Source organism: Salinibacter sp. (genome assembly GCF_042218895.1).
Lineage (GTDB): Bacteria > Bacteroidota > Rhodothermia > Rhodothermales > Salinibacteraceae > Salinibacter.
This window is the reverse complement of record NZ_JBDGQQ010000069.1, coordinates 1-14,935: the sequence shown is the minus strand read 5'-3', so window position 1 is coordinate 14,935 and position 14,935 is coordinate 1. Positions and strand designations below refer to the sequence as shown.

Annotated in this window: 15 protein-coding genes; 6 read left to right on the top strand and 9 right to left on the bottom strand. The window is 64.6% G+C overall.

The genetic code is table 11. The features are described from left to right. Nucleotides 1-607 precede the first annotated feature (607 nt). The 4 genes from ABEL04_RS06920 to ABEL04_RS06905 all read right to left on the bottom strand — a co-directional run bounded on the left by ABEL04_RS06920 (nucleotide 608) and on the right by ABEL04_RS06905 (nucleotide 3,693). The gene (locus tag ABEL04_RS06920; RefSeq protein WP_375801657.1) at nucleotides 608-1,267 is read right to left on the bottom strand and encodes a uracil-DNA glycosylase; all 660 of its coding nucleotides are present in this window, start codon (nucleotides 1,265-1,267) and stop codon (nucleotides 608-610) included. Nucleotides 1,268-1,366: 99 nt separating this feature from the next. Next, nucleotides 1,367-2,506, bottom strand: coding sequence for a TRAP transporter substrate-binding protein (locus ABEL04_RS06915; RefSeq protein ID WP_375801656.1), 1,140 nt, complete (start codon nucleotides 2,504-2,506; stop codon nucleotides 1,367-1,369). A gap of 120 nt (nucleotides 2,507-2,626) precedes the next feature. Continuing rightward, the gene (locus ABEL04_RS06910) at nucleotides 2,627-3,082 is read right to left on the bottom strand and encodes a hypothetical protein (protein WP_375801655.1); all 456 of its coding nucleotides are present in this window, start codon (nucleotides 3,080-3,082) and stop codon (nucleotides 2,627-2,629) included. Beyond that, nucleotides 3,079-3,693: an RNA polymerase sigma factor gene (locus ABEL04_RS06905; RefSeq protein WP_375801654.1), complete on the bottom strand. Its 615-nt coding sequence runs from the start codon at nucleotides 3,691-3,693 to the stop codon at nucleotides 3,079-3,081. The genes ABEL04_RS06910 and ABEL04_RS06905 overlap by 4 nt, the downstream gene beginning before the upstream one ends. 234 nt (nucleotides 3,694-3,927) lie before the next feature. On the opposite strand from ABEL04_RS06905, the gene ABEL04_RS06900 reads away from it, so the two are divergent. Then, entirely contained in the window at nucleotides 3,928-4,332 is a 405-nt protein-coding gene (locus ABEL04_RS06900; RefSeq protein WP_375801653.1) for a hypothetical protein, read from the top strand. 114 nt (nucleotides 4,333-4,446) lie between these two features. On the opposite strand, the gene ABEL04_RS06895 is transcribed toward ABEL04_RS06900, so the two are convergent. Both ABEL04_RS06895 and ABEL04_RS06890 read right to left on the bottom strand, forming a co-directional pair. Next, nucleotides 4,447-5,172 (bottom strand): SDR family oxidoreductase, encoded by a 726-nt coding sequence (locus ABEL04_RS06895; protein WP_375801652.1) that lies wholly within the window; start codon nucleotides 5,170-5,172, stop codon nucleotides 4,447-4,449. Between the two features lie 166 nt (nucleotides 5,173-5,338). After that, on the bottom strand, nucleotides 5,339-6,139 hold the full coding sequence (locus ABEL04_RS06890) for a hypothetical protein (RefSeq protein ID WP_375801651.1): 801 nt from the start codon (nucleotides 6,137-6,139) through the stop codon (nucleotides 5,339-5,341). Between the two features lie 153 nt (nucleotides 6,140-6,292). Between ABEL04_RS06890 and ABEL04_RS06885 the strand changes: the two genes are divergently transcribed. Continuing rightward, nucleotides 6,293-7,078 carry a TrmH family RNA methyltransferase gene (locus ABEL04_RS06885; protein ID WP_375801650.1) on the top strand — a complete coding sequence of 262 codons (786 nt, stop codon included), beginning with the start codon at nucleotides 6,293-6,295 and terminating at the stop codon, nucleotides 7,076-7,078. Nucleotides 7,079-7,098: 20 nt separating this feature from the next. Here the strand turns inward: ABEL04_RS06885 and ABEL04_RS06880 are convergent, their stop codons facing one another. Next, complete coding sequence (locus tag ABEL04_RS06880; protein ID WP_375801649.1) at nucleotides 7,099-8,721, bottom strand: hypothetical protein; 1,623 nt, start codon at nucleotides 8,719-8,721, stop codon at nucleotides 7,099-7,101. A 128-nt stretch (nucleotides 8,722-8,849) separates the two neighbouring features. Then, the gene (locus tag ABEL04_RS06875; RefSeq protein WP_375801648.1) at nucleotides 8,850-9,347 is read right to left on the bottom strand and encodes a hypothetical protein; all 498 of its coding nucleotides are present in this window, start codon (nucleotides 9,345-9,347) and stop codon (nucleotides 8,850-8,852) included. Nucleotides 9,348-9,423: 76 nt separating this feature from the next. Between ABEL04_RS06875 and ABEL04_RS06870 the strand changes: the two genes are divergently transcribed. The 4 genes from ABEL04_RS06870 (at nucleotide 9,424) to ABEL04_RS06855 (ending at nucleotide 13,481) form a co-directional block, all read left to right on the top strand. Then, complete coding sequence (locus ABEL04_RS06870) at nucleotides 9,424-9,882, top strand: hypothetical protein (RefSeq protein ID WP_375801647.1); 459 nt, start codon at nucleotides 9,424-9,426, stop codon at nucleotides 9,880-9,882. 129 nt (nucleotides 9,883-10,011) lie between these two features. Then, the gene (rsmB, locus tag ABEL04_RS06865) at nucleotides 10,012-11,358 is read left to right on the top strand and encodes a 16S rRNA (cytosine(967)-C(5))-methyltransferase RsmB (protein WP_375801646.1); all 1,347 of its coding nucleotides are present in this window, start codon (nucleotides 10,012-10,014) and stop codon (nucleotides 11,356-11,358) included. A 96-nt stretch (nucleotides 11,359-11,454) separates the two neighbouring features. Then, complete coding sequence (locus ABEL04_RS06860; protein WP_375801645.1) at nucleotides 11,455-12,660, top strand: PorV/PorQ family protein; 1,206 nt, start codon at nucleotides 11,455-11,457, stop codon at nucleotides 12,658-12,660. 104 nt (nucleotides 12,661-12,764) lie between these two features. Further along, nucleotides 12,765-13,481 (top strand): energy transducer TonB, encoded by a 717-nt coding sequence (locus ABEL04_RS06855; RefSeq protein ID WP_375801644.1) that lies wholly within the window; start codon nucleotides 12,765-12,767, stop codon nucleotides 13,479-13,481. 118 nt (nucleotides 13,482-13,599) lie between these two features. Here ABEL04_RS06855 and ABEL04_RS06850 read toward each other — a convergent pair. Next, nucleotides 13,600-14,935: TonB-dependent receptor domain-containing protein (locus ABEL04_RS06850; RefSeq protein ID WP_375801643.1), on the bottom strand; the 1,336-nt coding region annotated here is incomplete at its 5' end.

The window sequence follows — 14,935 nt, the reverse complement described above, 5'->3', positions numbered from 1 at the left end:
GTGTTTCCAGTGGACCCCTCGGAAGGGATGCAAAAAGTTGCGCAGCTTGGTCCAAAGGCCCCTGATCGTGTTCACGTGTACCTCGAAATGCCGTCCCCGTCGTCATCCTGTGCCCATTTCCTGTGTCCGTGACAGACGGTCTTTCGGTCTCGTTCGACCTGGCTGTAGCTTTTCCATTCGTCGGTGTAGACCGTTGCAAAACCAGAGGTGAATCCGTGAACATGTGGACATAGGCGCTCCCCATCGGTACGGCGAAGCAGCCGCAGGCGCACCTGTCCGCTCTCTCGACCGACAGCGCTTTGGGCTAAGGGGCTGTCGTTTTATACGTTCCGTATGGAAATGCTGTCGGAGCCAAATTCGACTCCGCTCGTGAAAGGCCATGTTGGCACTGGCGTATCAATCTAAACGGAGTTGCATGAGGAGTCGGACCCGCTTCCTCCTCGCGCAGTTTCTGGACTTGAGTCCGCTTTCGGGTCCCAGCCCGCGTGTTCAGAGACTTCTTTCCTCCCAGCCTACTCTCACTGGGGGCGGGAGGCCCCCAGATCCCCGCTCCCCCCCGTTTGTATTCGGGGAGATTGAACGATCCTCGTTTCTCTGCGGGCGGAGGTCAACGCAACGAGACAGGCTCTATCTCCATCTCCGCCACAATCGTCTCCATCCCGGCCTCGAACTTGTTCGCTCCGCCCTGCGAAGGGTGCCGCACGTAGGTTGGGTCGGCCCCCACCTCTGCGAGGGCACGCTCCCCCTTCCGGCCGACGCCCACCGCGCGGTCGGGATCAAGAGCGTCGAGCAATGCACGCAGAAGGTCGTGCCACTCCCGCACCTCGGAGCGGCGAGGCGTGCGGATGGACAGCGGGTCGTCGCGGTCGTGCGGATGGAGCGGGAGGCTGTTCCAGACGAAGAAACGAGGGAAGTACGGCTCCAGGACTCGCCAGAAGATGGACGCGCTGTACTCCGTGATCGGCACGTCCTCGCGGCTCGTGGGGGTGCCGTCGACCGGGAAGTCCGGGTCGGCAAGCTGTGATTCACTCGTCACTGGAACCCCCGAGAACCGGCACCCCCAGGGACCTGGCGCTTCGAGAAGGAGAAACAGGGGCGGGGGACCGTCGAAACAGTCGAGATAGCGGCGCAGGTTGTCCCGACGGTGGGCCGGGGCGTCCGGCACGTCGAGGTCGTCTCGGCGGCCACGGTACGGATTAAAGAGTTCGTCGGTTGAGGCGGCGGGAAAAACCTTTGCCTCCAGAAGATCCCAGACGGGAGAGAGCATTCCGGATGGGAGCAGGAGCGCAGGGCGAGACGCGGAGAGGGAGGACGCCAGTGCATCGCGCCGGTGGCCGATACGGCATCGACCGCCATCACGCCTGTGTTACGTGGACGCGCCGGCGGACGCACCGGGTTCAGGGAAGGCAAAATTCGAATACGCCGCCTCGGCCGTGCCGAACCACTGGTACGCGTCCGACCGGGCACTTTTGTAAGCGTCGTAGATCTCCCGGTACTGCTTGTTGCCGGACGCGTTGTCTTCCAAAAGCTGAGTCGTCACCTCCTGCGCACGCTGCATCACCTCATCGGGAAACCGGCGAAGCGTCACGTCCTTCTCAAGTAGGCGGTCGAGGGCGGCTGGGTTCTTGTGGTCGTACGCCGCGAGCATGTGAAGGCTGGCCTCGCGGGCTGCCGTTTTGAGGGCTTCCTGATACTGCGTCGGAAGGCCGTCGTAGGCGTCGCGATTGACGTAGAAGGTCAGGGCGGGGCCGGGTTCCCACCAGCCGGGGTAGTAGTAGTACTGAGCGACCTCGTGGAAACCGAGCTTTTCGTCGTCGTACGGCCCCACCCACTCGGCCGCGTCGATGGCGCCGCGTTCCAGCGACGGGTAGATCTCCCCACTCGGAAGCACCTGCGTGTTGACCCCCATCTCGCTCATGACGCGTCCCCCGAGGCCCGGAATGCGCATCTTGAGCCCCTTCATGTCCTGCAGGGAGTCAACCTCTGTCCGGAACCAGCCGCCCATCTGCATGCCTGTATTGCCGCCGGGCAGGTTGAGGATGTTGAAGTCGGCGAAGAGCTTGCGCATCAGGTCCATGCCGCCGCCGTGGAGCAGCCAGGCATTGTACTGGCGGGCCGTCAGGCCGAAGGGGACCGTGGAGTCGAAGGCCAAGGCCGGGTTTTTCCCAATAAAGTAGTAGCTGGCGGAGTGGCCCATCTCTACGGTGCGGTTGCGAACGCTCCCCAACACTTCAAGAGCCGGCACCAGCTCGCCCCCCGGGTAGGTGAGGATCTGGAAGTTGCCGTCCGTAAGTGTCTTCAGGCGCTCGGACAGCACCTCGGCGGCGCCGTAAATGGTGTCGAGCGAGCGGCTGAAGCTGGAGGCAAGCCGCCATCGAACTTGCTTGTTGGGCTGGACATTGGCGGCGCCGTCGCTTGCAGGCGATTCTTCGCTTCCACATCCGGTCAGCAGGCTCGCCCCAGCAGCGCCGAGCAGCGCGTTCTTGGTAAAGTCACGCCGATCCATGGAGAGGAGGATTCGATTCGAAGCGCGATGTGTAGGGGACCATCCATCCTCAGTATAGCGCCCGGCACGCACCGGTGCAACCGCTCCGCGGACAGAACGAGGCGCTGCCCGCCCGCAAAGCTACACGGAGGGCGAGTGTTGCCTGAGGCGCAGGCGGGCGAGAAGGGCGTCGAGCCCAATCGTCAGGACCAGTACGAGAAAGGACGCCATCACCACGTCGAGCCGGAAGGGGCCCGACACCGCCTGAATCGATCTCAGGACCGCCGCCGCACTCTGCTGCAGGCCGGCAACGGTTGGGGGCATCCATACGAGCCCCGCCCCCGCACCGGCAATGATAAGAAACAACAGGAGGATCTCGGCCCAGCCCATCGCAGGATCGGGGGAGAGCCCCACACGATCGGCCACCTGCTCGGCAAAGTTGTTGGGCAGGTCGTTCCCCTCGGGCTCCTCGCTCAGGGTGGTGTACACCACCTCGTAGGCCGCCGCCTCCGGATCATGGTCCGTGTCGGGCGGCGTCCCCTCGCCCCGAGCGGCGCGGTCGAAGGCGTCCTGCAAGTCACGGTCGCGGTCTGTCATAGCGTAATCTCCTCGCGTTGGTAGCGTTCGAGCAGCCAGTCTTTCAGCTTTTTGCGGCCCCGGTACAGGTGGCTCTTCACCGTCCCCTCGGGGTTGTCCATGACCTCGCTGATCTGTGATACGCTCATGCCCTCCAGATGATACAACGTGAGGGCCGTCCGGTAGTGCTCCGACAGGGTCTTGATGCCCTCGCGCACGAGGTCCCGCCGCTGCCGGTCCACAGTCGTTTCGACTACGTCTTCATCGGGGTCGGGCACACGGTTGAGTGCTGCTTGGGCGTCTGGCGTTTTGCCGTCGGGGGAAGAGGCCTCGTCGGCGTAGAGAGGCATCTCCTTCTTCTCCAAGTGGTTGAGGCACGTGTTGCGGGCGATGCGGGCCAGCCAGGTCGACAGCTTCGCCTCGAACCGAAATCCATCGAGGTAGCGGTGCGCCCGCACAAACACGTCCTGGCACAGCTCCTCGCGGTCGCGGTCGTCGTCCACCATGCGGAAGACGACGTGCTTCACGAGCCGCTCGTAGCGGTCGACGAAAGTCAGGAACGCCTCCCGCTCCCCGTCGAGGATCCGCTCGACCAGCTCGCGTTCGTCGATGTCAGAATCGGGGTCGGCCATGGCGTTCCCAGTAGACAAGGGGATCGGCGGACGGGTTGCACAGCCCCGCGTCCTGGTTTGCAGAGCCCCCGTGGTCACTCAAAGGACCCCTGATAGAATGAGGGGGAATAGCGCAGGGTCCCGAGACTGGCCCACCACTCCATGCAACCGATTCGGGGATGGGCCTGTCCGCTGTTGACGCAGGGCCGGAGTGCACTCGCGCCCTTGTTTCTTTTGAACCAACCCTGAATCCTGATGCCAGAATTTGGTCCCTTTATTGTCGCCCTCGGGTTTTTCGCGATGATCGCCTACATCGCCAAGGTGATCGGAGACACGCGCATTCGCCGGAAGGCCCTGGAGGCGCACCTATCGGCCGACGAAGCGGATCGGTTTCTCAACCAGGGGTGGAATGAGCCGAGCACGCGCTCGGCCCTCAAGTGGGGCCTCGTCGTGCTCGCCCTGGGCGCCGGGCTCTTGTTTGTCGACCTCCTCGCGATCTCGTTCGAGTCGCCCCTCGCGTACGCCGTCCTGCTGGTGGCCACCGGGATTGCGCTGCTCGGGTACTACCTGATTGAGCAGGACGATGAGCGCGTGGACGGCGGCCCGTACGCTCCCAGCGACGCCCCGACCGCCGAGTCGATCGGCGAGACGGAGCTGTAGACGGAAGGGACGGAAGAACTCCACGGGGGACGCCCTCCGCTCCCCGATGTCGCCAGCCGCAATGCGTGTGTGAGACGTGACGCGTGAGCTTGTCCTCCCGTCACGGGTCAAGCCTCACTCCTCACGATGTGGCCGAAGCGGACGCATCACGACCTCGGAGATGAGGTGGTTCGGCGGAGATGCGAGCACGTGCCGCACCGTCGCCGCCACGTCCTCCGGCTGGAGGGGATTCTCGGTCATCTCCGAGCCGGCCACGTCGAAGAAGTTGGTGTCCACGGAGCCGGGATACAGGCAGGTGACCCGGATGCCGTCCTCGCGGACCTCTTTCATCACGGCCTCGCTGAACCCGCGCACGGCGAATTTGCTGGCATTGTACGCGCTGATGTTCGGGTTTCCGAGCAGGCCCGCGATGGAGGCGACGTTGACGATGTGACCACCAAATCCCGACACTTCGTTCTGCGCCCGCATCGTGGGGACGACCTCCCGGGTGCAGAGGTAGACCCCCCGAACGTTGGTGTCCATCTGGACGTCGAAGGCGTCCGTATCGAGGTCGTCTACCGGCCCGAACTGCCCGAGCCCGGCGTTGTTGATCAGTACGTCCAGCCGCTCCGCCTCCGAGTTGACCGTCTCGAAGGCAGCCTCCACCTGCGCCTCGGCCCGGACGTCGCAGGTGATCGGGTGGAAGGCCTCCCCAAGTTCATTCTCGAGGGCGTTGAGCGTATCGGTGCTCCGAGCGAGCCCGAAGACCGTTGCGCCCTGATCGGTGAGCATGCGAGAAAAGTGGGCGCCGAGGCCGCCGCTGGCCCCGGTCACGACGGCCACAGCGTTGGTAAGGTCCATGGTGCAGCAGGAGGGATATGGGCGAAGAGGACGAAAAAGATCACGTCCTCATACCGGGGCCACCGCCATTGGATCGAGGGCCACGCTAAGAATTCTGTTGAATCCGTGGCGTCGGTCCTTCTGTCTGGAGATCCAGCGCAACCGATCCCCCTCCGGGAGGCTGCGTCTAATTGAACATTCCTTTCGGAATGTCTGCATTCACGCGAACGTCCTGCACCTTGATCGTCATGGGCTCCCCACTCATGATCCGCTTCATGCGCTCGAAGGACATGGGCATTTGATTCTTCATCATCTCGCGCTGCGACTTCGGAAGCTTTTCCAACTGTTGCATCGCTTTCTTCATCTGCCGGCGCTGCTGCTTGGACATGTCCATCTTCATGTCCATCGTCGTGCGCCAGGGAAGGGTGATCCCCTCCGTCGTGCGGTAGTCTTCGAAGTTCACCACGACTCCGGTGGGCTTGCCTCCCTCTTTCTTCGGAGGCTGCACCATCTTGAGACGCGTAGGGACGTACTTTTCTGCGTCCACGTAGTAGGTCATTGACTGTGCATCACGGTTCATCTTCGACGGATTCTTGACCTTTAGCACGTGGCATTTGACGCCGTTGACGGTTTCCGTCCCCGCGTACGTCGCGTTCTCCGAAAGATCCTCGTAGTAGGCTGGCTTTGAGGAGGTGGTCGTCGGGGCATTGCCCATCGCGGAGAAGAGTGAGCTTTGGTCCTGGCCTTTCATCTTGACCTCTGTTTCCAGGGCCGGGGCCCCGTCTTTCATGACCTTCCGGTGGTACGACGTGTGCATGTTCGTCTCCACAACGTAGTTGTCCACGTTCTGCAGTTGTTCTTGGTAGCGAGCCTTCATCTTCTCGGCAATCGATTGGGCCGACTGTGCGCTCGCCGGGAGCGTAGTGAGGGGGAGGAGGATGACGCCCAGGAGGCATGCAAGAAGAGGGCGGAATCGATGGGTAGACATGGGTAGAAGGGGGTGATTCGATGAACGTGTGAAAAGTAGCCTTATGGAGGCATACGAAAAATCGGGGACAGTCCGGACACGTTCAACCCTTACTTCCAAGTACTACATCTCGGCCTTTGCTCGTTGGATAATCTCCTTTTCCGGATCCCTGCCGTGCCCGACCCTAACGCCGAGCAGGAAATGGACCGTCTTCTCAGTGCCAGCGGCACGCCCCCGGAATCGGATCATCCCTTCCGGGTCGACGGCACTTCCCTAGCACCGATGCGCATCATCAGACTGCTCCGGCCCCACATGACCGACCGGCGCCTGCAGCGCATCCGAGAGGTGGTGTCGGAGCGAACTCGAAGCGTTGTGCCGGTGGTGGAGGGGCTCGTGAATACCGGCAACGTGAGCGCCGTCATGCGGTCAACGGAGGCGCTGGGATATCAGGATTTGCACGTCGTTCGGGGGCAGAACGAGCGGTACAAGCATTCCCAGCGAACAGCTCAGGGCGCTCAGCACTGGCTCGACGTCTGGCACTGGAACACGCCCTCGGACTGTGCGGCCCACCTGCGGAAGAACGACTACCGTCTCGTGGCAATGCACCTCCACGCCGAGACGGTTCCCATCCGAGAAATCGACTTTACAGAGCGTACGGCCCTCGTTTTTGGGAACGAGGAGGAGGGCGTGACGGACGCGATGCTCGACGAGGTGGACGCGGCCTGTGTGGTGCCGCTGCCGGGTTTCACCGAAAGCTTCAACGTGTCGGTGGCGGCGGCCGTGGCCCTCTACCACGCCCAGCAGGACCGGCTCGATCGGCAGGGGCATCACGCCGATCTTGAGGACGACGAGCAGATCCGGCTCGTCGCCCGTTTTTGCCTCCGTAGCGTTAATAACGCGGAGCAGATCATTCAGCGGAAGCTTGGGGAAAGTGAAGGTGAGAAAGGGAAGAGAGGGTGATGAGTCCGGTGGAGATCGGGCTATTTGGACTCGGCCGCGCCCGCACTGGGCGCGTCAGCCACGGTCTGAAGTCGGCGGCGGGCGTCGGGATCGGCGTTTTCCCACTGTGCGGCCAGGGCAGACCGGGCCTCCTGCGCCCTGTCCGGCTTGCCGGCCGCGGCAGCCGACTTCGCCTTGCCCAGAAGCGAAAGGGCGCGGCCCGGGTAGCGGTCCAGTACGGTCTGGAACTGGGTGAGCGCGTCGGCCGGGCGATCCAGCGACAGCAGCGCCTCGCCGTAGAGCTCGGGGGCCGGCTTCGGGGGGAACGGCGGCCCGAAGTCCAGGGGGCGTTCGGACTCCAGGGCGGCGGCCTTTTTCAGGTGCCTGAGGGCCTTGTCGGTCTTGTTCCTCTCTAGCGCGATGAGTCCCTTCAGCTCCCGCACCTGAATGCGGAGCGCCTTCGAGTCGGAGTCCCCAAGCGCGGTCTTGGCCTTCGCAAGGGCCGCCCGGGCGGTCGACAGGTCTCCCTGACGGGCTGCGGCGAGGCCGTGGCCCGCGTGCAGCGTGACGGCGCCCCGGGTGTCGAGCGAGTCAGCGTTCACCGCCATTGCGGACCGGCGATCGTCGAACTGGCTCCACCGCTGCGTCTCGATGACGTAGACGACCGGCATGTACCACTGCATGTACGTGGCGTATCCCGTCTTGACCGTCGGGGCGGTCGCGTGGGTCTGCGTGGTGTTAAAGACCGATCGGGCCTCCTCGTAGCGGCCCTGTTGCAGGCGGGCGTAGTGCAGCCAGTGGAGAGCGTGGAAGCCGCTCCCGCCGAGTGGCTTCCCGTTCGCGACGGTTTCGCTCCTGGCGGCCTCGTACGAGTCGACGTTCGACGCGGCGCCGCGCGTCCACTGGCCGAGCGCGAAGAAAATGTGCGACGGCATGTGCAGGGCGTGGGGCGCCGCCGGAGCGATATTGGCATACACGCGGGCCGGTCGCAGGCCGAGCGGGGCGTGTACGGGATCGTCGTAGGCGTGGATCAGGTAGTGGGCCGCGCCGGGGTGCTGGGGATTTTTGTCGAACACCTCCTCGACGATCGCCGCGGCGCGCATGTACGTCTCGAAGTCGCGTCCCTCGTGGGCCGTGCCGAGGATGGCGAGGGCGTGAAAGGACTGCGCATTGAGGTCTTTCGGATGCTGTTCGGCCAGGTCCGCCATCGCCGTCGCGTAGGCGTCGTCGCGGGCCTCCTTGCTCCTCGGATCCTCCGTGCCGGCGCCGTAGAGCACGTGAATCGTGCGGAGGTAGGCCGTCTCGCGCTTGGTGGGCGCCTCCTCGAGGCGGGCCTTCGGGGTCGGCGCCAGGTCGCGGAGCGCCTTCAGCGCGGCCTCGCGGTCCTGCTCCATCCAGATCGGATGGTTGTGCGTCATGGCCTCGCCCCAGTGCGCCATCGCGAAGTCCGGATCGATCTCCTGGGCCTTCTGAAAGGCCGCGCGGGCGTCGTCGTACTCGAAGCTGTGCAGCATCAGGAGGCCGCGCAGGAACGGGGCCTGGGCCGCCTCGGCGCCCGAGTTGGGGAAATTCGTCGACCCGTAGTCGGTCTCCTGGGCGTGGGCCGGGAGAGCGAGGAGGGTCAGGATGAGAGACAGGGCAAGCCCACGGGGAAGGCGACGCATGGCACTGGAGGAGGTATGGCAGAGATGATGCGGTCACTGCCTACATGCCGTCTCCTGAAAGGTTCTTGCTCGCTCGGGGGAAGTGTGGAGGGAGGAAACAGGGAGGTCACGATTCGAGGCGCGGCGGGCTACCGCCACGCCTCCGCATTGGCCACCCGCACCCACGTGAGATCGTCCCGCGACACGGCGATCCGCCCCTTCTCGTTCACGAATCGTTCGGCGCTGTCGGGCGGGAAGCGGAGGAGGTCGATCGGGGCCGTCCGCTCGGTCGTGTGCACCGCGCGCTCTACCATCTCCAGCAGCGGATCCAGAGAACGATTCCACTTGCCGAAAGCGAGAGGAACGTCCGCGTAGCGTGTGACGAGGTGCTCGATCTTGTCGGGGCCGACGGTGCCGGCCTCTCCCCAGAACTGAGGGCGCCCGCGACGGCGGTCCATCGCCACCACGTCCGGCTTGTACTTGTCGCCGACGTTCGTCTCGACGTCCAGGTCGGGGTACTTAGGCAAGTAGAGCGCCCACAGGAACGCCTTCATCCACACATGCTCCATCCGCTCCTGCTTGCGCTTGACGAGCACAGTTTGCTCGCCGTGGGCGCGGAGCGTCAATTTGCGGCGGAGGTGGCGCATGGAGGTTGTGACCTTCGGGGGGGAGTGTGCGGCCCGAGGAAAGAAGTGTCTGTTGGATCGTGCTACTGACCGCCCCATGATGTTTCTTCGCAGGTCTGCCGGCCTCACGCTGGTGCTCCTCGTCACGGGATGCAGCTACCTGCATCCGGGGGCGACTGATCGGGACATCGAAGGCTCGTACGACCCGGTGTTTCAGGCAACACTGGAAACGCTCGAGGCGAGGGCGTTTCCGATCAAGGAGGTCGATCGCGACGGGGGCCGCATCGTTACCGGAAAACGACCGGTGCGGGTGATCGAGGTGCGTCGGCGCGTGGAGAAGGCCCGGGCTTACATCGAGCCGGATGGGGGAGACATAGACGTGCGGCTCGTCCTCACGTTCATGGATCAGAGCGGAACCGTGCGGCAGCGAGAGCCGGACAGGGAGAACGAGGAGGCCGAGGCTGTCGTCGACAAGGCCCTCAGCAGCAGCGCCATCTACGACGAATACCTGGACGCCATCGAGGAACGAGTCGAGGAGATCCGGAGCGGGGACTGACGGGGCTAAGTCGTACAGGAGCAAGAGAACAGCACGTTCTCGAAAAACAAATGCCTTCCCTGCAAAACGGTGGGCCCACTCTCACGTTAGAGGACCCGCTTCCGGTCTTCTCCAGCGCGCGGTGTGCCTATGTCCTCCTCTCCCGACACGGTTTCGTCTGCCCGCTCCCTCGCCCTCAGTCATCTTGAGCGGGTGCGTCGCGACGAGGCGTTCGTGGACAAGCTGACGGCCGATGGCGCAGACGCCCGCACCCGCCGGCAGGCCCGCGAACTCGTGGCGGGGGTCACCCGGCAGCGCCGGTGGCTCGACTTTGTGCTGGGGGAGGCCTACCACGACGACTACGAGTCGATGGAGCATCGCCTCCGGCAGATCCTGCGACTGGGCCTCTACGAGCTGCTGTTCCAGTCCACCCCCACCCACGCGGCCGTCGACGAGTACGTGGAACTGGCCAAGCAGGAGCTGCGGCCCGGCGCGGGCAACCTCGTGAACGGTGTGCTCCGCACCATCGATCGGGACCGCGAGCACATTCCGACGCCCAACACGGGGGACGACGCCGAGGACCTCGCGATCCGCTACTCCCACCCCACCTGGATGGTGCGGCGGTGGCTCGGTCGATTCGGGGTCGACGAGACGACCGAGCTCCTGCGGGCCAACAACCGCCGTCCCATGTATGGCGTGCGCGTCAATCCCCTCCGCACAACTCAGGCCGAGGTCTCCGAGTGGCTCGACGACCACGACGTGGTCCACGTCGACTCCCCCTACCTCGACAACCACCTGCGCCTGAAGCGCCTCCAGGCTCTCATCGAGGGCGGGCTGCTCGACGACGGGCGCGTGGCCGTGCAGGATGAGAGCGCTGGTCTCGTGGTGGCGCTGCTCGATCCGCAGCCCGGGGATACGCTTGCCGACGGCTGCGCCGCGCCAGGAGGCAAGACCCTGCACGCGGCGGCCCGCATGGAGGGACAGGGGACGATTCGGGCCGTCGACACGCACGAGCAGCGTCTGGGTCGGGTCGGGACGGCGGCAGAGACGCACGGAGTACGCCACATGGTCCAGACGGAGGCAGCCGACCTCCGCCGGGTGGCCGAGCGGTCGGATCCGCCTCAGGCCGACCGGGTGCTGCTGGACGTGCCCTGTACAGGACTCGGCGTGCTTGCCAAGCGGGCCGGCCTGCGCTGGCGGTGTGAACCGTCGGCCCTCGACGAGATGACAGCGCTACAGGACGACCTACTCGACGCGGCGGCTGCACTCGTTCGGCCGGGGGGGCTTCTCGTTTACAGCACGTGCAGCATCGTCCCCGAGGAGAATGAGCACCGGATCGACGATTTCCTGGCCCGCCACATCGAGTTTACGGCCGAGTCGGCGTCCGGCCACGTGCCTGATGAGGTCGTTTCGGAGGCCGGGTTTCTGGCAACCCTTCCGCACCGGCACCGGACGGATGGGGCGTTCGCGGCCCGGCTCCGGCGCGTCTCGTCCTAGCGAAAACGCCAGGCCAAAGTTGCTCCGTCGAACAATTCTCTGGGAGCAGCCCGTTTCACCCCTGTCATCGTCAAATTGTCTGCCCGCCTGCGCACCATGGTTTCTCGACGGTTCCTTCGCGGCGTGCTGCTTGGCCTGTTGCTCGTGGGCCTCGGGGCGGGGCCTGCGCAGGGGCAGCGTCTCGCCAAGTATGGGGCCGACTTTCTGGCCGGTGGGGTGGACGCCCGAGCCCTCGGCATGGGCGGGGCGTACGTGAGCCTGGCGGACGAGGTGAGCGCAGGGTACTGGAATCCGGCCGGCCTCAGCGGCCTGACGTACCCGGAGATCAGCTACATGCACGTCGAGCGCTTCGCGGGGGCCGTTTCATTCGACTATGGGGGCGTAGCGATGCCGGTTACGGCTCAGTCCACGGTGGGAATCTCCCTCTTCCGAAGCGGCGTGAACGACATCGTGAACACCCTGGCGGCGTGGAACCCAGACCGCGGACGCCCCCTGCCCGGCTACGAAAGCCGAATCACACGCTTTTCGGCGGCCGACTGGGCCCTGTTTGTGAGCTACAGTCGGCAACTCGGCGACCGGCTTTCGGTCGGGGTAAACTTCAAGGGCATCCGTCGCTCGATCGGAGACTTTGCCAACGCCTGGGGCTATAGCGTGGACGTCGCGGCCCGGTACCAGGCCGGCCCCTACCGCCTTGGCGCTGTTATCCAGGACGTGTCAACCATGCTGCAGAGCTGGAGCGTCAATCCTGAGGCCTTCGAGGTCACCTGCAGGGCTGATACTGACGGGGACGGTCAGGAAGAGGTATTCGAGGCTTGTAAGAACGACGATGGCTCGCTGATCAAAGACAACGCGGCGCGCTACCAGGCCGTGTTCGACCAGCGCATTCCGCAGGGCGGCACCGCACTCGTGCTGCCGGTGGCCCGGTTGGGCGCCGGGGCCGTGTGGCCGGTGGGCGATGGGCACACGCTCACCGCAGGGCTCGACGTCGACGTGGCCGTCGATGGCCAGCAGGCCTTCGTCCCCAACATCGGTGACGTGTCCTTCCGTCCGCGGCTCGGGATGGCCTTCCGGTACGCCGGTGTGGTAGAGTTGCGGGGAGGCGTCCGGCGCCTTCAAATCGGCGATCCCATTGGGGTCGACATTACGCCGTCGGTGGGCGCCGGGCTCGACCTGAAGCAGGTGTCGGTCGACTTCAGCTTTGGCGATTTTGCCGGGCTTGTGGCGGAGGATCTCGGATACTCGTACCGCATTTCCGCCCAACTGCGGCTCGAACAGCCTGGGTTGAAGCGCCCCGAGGAGTGACCTGGAGCGTCCTTCGACGGTCTCGTAGAACCTTTGTTGGGCGACGGCCATCCAATACAGCACACAGTCCGGCCACCCTTCTTGCTAAACGACTCCCCCGTGCCATGCGCCGAACAGACTGGATCGGACTCGGCACGAGCCTTCTCCTGCACGGAGGCCTTGCCCTTCTGTTTGCCTTTCTGTCAACCTCAACGTCTACCCCCAAGCGCCTCGGGTACGTAGAGGTTGAGTTTGGAAAATTCTCGCCCGGCCAGCCGGTTGAAGCCACGGAGCAGGTCGAAAAGACGACCGCCCCAGAGGCCCAGGAGGAGGCCCCCGAACCGGAAACGGATCCCGACGAGTCCTCGGAGGAACCCGAAAACGAACCAGTCAACCTCCCCGAGGAAGAACAACGGACTGAGGAAACGGTGCCGCCGTCCGAGAAGGAGACGACTGTGCCGGAGGCCGAATCCCAGCCCAACACCGAGAAGAAGGCCGACCAGCAGGAGCCGAGCACGGAATCGGGGGAGGCCTCCGGCGATCCCGGTACGGGCACAGAGAGCAAGGCATCTGCCCCGTACAACATCGAGGGCCTAGATCGGGATCCCCAGATCGCGCCTCTCCCGGAGTACACCGAGAAGGTGAACGCCCGCATTCGAGTTCAGATCACCGTCAACCCGGACGGACGGATCGTCAAACGGATTCCGTTGCGGAAGGGCAACCCCGCACTCGAACAGGCCGTGATGGATGCCCTGCAGAACTGGCGGTTTAACGCGCTTCCTCCGGGAGCGCCGCAGAAGAACCAGACCGGCACCATCACCTTCACCTTCCGGCTAGAGTAGGATCCGCCGCCCCGAGGTCGTCTCCGGAGGTGCCAACTGTGCCCGGAGGATGGAGTTGACAGCTGAGGGCGGGGGAGGGCCGCTCGAACCCTCCACGCCGAAGAATCCACGACGATCTTTACGGCAGCGTGTAGGTAAGGCGGCCCATGAGCATGAAGCCCAGCTCCGGCGCGCCGACGAACTCACGGTGTTCGTTGTCGAGGACGTTCTTCGCCGTTAGACTGGCGTTCAGGCCCGGAATCGCGTCTGTAAACTCGTAGCCGACGTGGGCGTCGAGGAGAAAGTAACTGTCGACGTCCCCGACGTACGGGCCGCTCTCGACCGGGAAGCCTTCGACGTAGTTGCCGGACGCCCCGAACGAGAGGCCGACGCCGTCGAGGCGGTAGTCAACTCCCCCCTTGGCCTTAAACTGCGGAGCGTTCAGCGCCAGGCTCAGCGATTCGTTCTCTTCGTCGAGCTCTTCGTTGTCGAAAAAGTCGTCGCTGATGAAAGACACGTTCGCGAAGGCGTCGAACTGGTCAGTCACCTGCGCCTGGACGGAAGCGTCGACCCCCCAATACTCGACGTTCCCGAAGTTGCGATAGGTCAGCATGGCGCCGACCTCGTTCGGCCCGCCCCCGTTCGGCAGGATTTGCTCGTCGGGCTGGACGACGGCGGTGGGCGTGTTGTTGAGACCGCTGCCGATGATGCTCCCGAGCAGGGAGGCGACCTGGCTGGGCGGAACGCCGGAGCTCTCAAGGTTGCGCAGGAGGCCCTGCACGGTCGGGCTGCTCGTCGTCCCGAACACCTGGCCGAGCGCCGTCGCGGCGTCCTGCGTCAGGCCCTGCTCCTGCAGGTAGACGAGCGGCGACTCGATGACGAGAGGACCGATAAAGTCCTCCTTTCGCTCGTAGTAGGCGTCGATGTTAACGATCACGCGGTCCCCGAGGACGCCCTTGTACCCCACCTCGAACGTCTGCGTCGTTGTTTGCTTGAGCGCCGGGATGGGCTCGGGGCCGTCCACGGCCCGGTACCCATCGTCCTCACTGTCGTCGGGGATGCCCAGCTGGACGGCCGCGCGGGAGGTCGTGATCGGGCCGTTGGCAGTCGTGAACTCGTTTGGGCGCTGAACCAGAGCCCCGAAAAGCCTCGCCAGCGTTCCCTGTTGCTGGGCGCCGAGGCCCGCCTGAGAGAGCCGCCGCGACACCTGGGCGACGAATTGAGGCCCGTCCGGCGTCTGTTCAATGGTCTGACTGGCAACAGCTGCGTGCATCGGATAAAAGGGAAGGCCCCCGAGCGGAAAGTTCTGCTTGAAGAACCCCCCAACAGGAAGCGAGAAGCGGACGGCGCCGTTCTCTTGGAAGGCATCGAACGAATATCCATCTGCGGCCCCCAGGCCCTGAAAAACGAGGCTCCTGTCGTTCCCAAGCGGCTGCCGGAGCGATTCGATGTCGAGGAACAGCGAGTTCGTGCCC

Coding starts and splice junctions, on each gene's coding strand:
- ABEL04_RS06870 (WP_375801647.1), top strand. CDS start 9,424: ATGATGTTTCTTCGCAGGTCTGCCGGCCTCACGCTGGTGCTCCTCGTC.
- ABEL04_RS06890 (WP_375801651.1), bottom strand. CDS start 6,139: ATGTCTACCCATCGATTCCGCCCTCTTCTTGCATGCCTCCTGGGCGTC.
- ABEL04_RS06905 (WP_375801654.1), bottom strand. CDS start 3,693: ATGGCCGACCCCGATTCTGACATCGACGAACGCGAGCTGGTCGAGCGG.
- ABEL04_RS06875 (WP_375801648.1), bottom strand. CDS start 9,347: ATGCGCCACCTCCGCCGCAAATTGACGCTCCGCGCCCACGGCGAGCAA.
- ABEL04_RS06900 (WP_375801653.1), top strand. CDS start 3,928: ATGCCAGAATTTGGTCCCTTTATTGTCGCCCTCGGGTTTTTCGCGATG.
- ABEL04_RS06915 (WP_375801656.1), bottom strand. CDS start 2,506: ATGGATCGGCGTGACTTTACCAAGAACGCGCTGCTCGGCGCTGCTGGG.
- ABEL04_RS06860 (WP_375801645.1), top strand. CDS start 11,455: ATGGTTTCTCGACGGTTCCTTCGCGGCGTGCTGCTTGGCCTGTTGCTC.
- ABEL04_RS06855 (WP_375801644.1), top strand. CDS start 12,765: ATGCGCCGAACAGACTGGATCGGACTCGGCACGAGCCTTCTCCTGCAC.
- ABEL04_RS06880 (WP_375801649.1), bottom strand. CDS start 8,721: ATGCGTCGCCTTCCCCGTGGGCTTGCCCTGTCTCTCATCCTGACCCTC.
- rsmB (WP_375801646.1), top strand. CDS start 10,012: ATGTCCTCCTCTCCCGACACGGTTTCGTCTGCCCGCTCCCTCGCCCTC.
- ABEL04_RS06920 (WP_375801657.1), bottom strand. CDS start 1,267: ATGCTCTCTCCCGTCTGGGATCTTCTGGAGGCAAAGGTTTTTCCCGCC.
- ABEL04_RS06910 (WP_375801655.1), bottom strand. CDS start 3,082: ATGACAGACCGCGACCGTGACTTGCAGGACGCCTTCGACCGCGCCGCT.
- ABEL04_RS06895 (WP_375801652.1), bottom strand. CDS start 5,172: ATGGACCTTACCAACGCTGTGGCCGTCGTGACCGGGGCCAGCGGCGGC.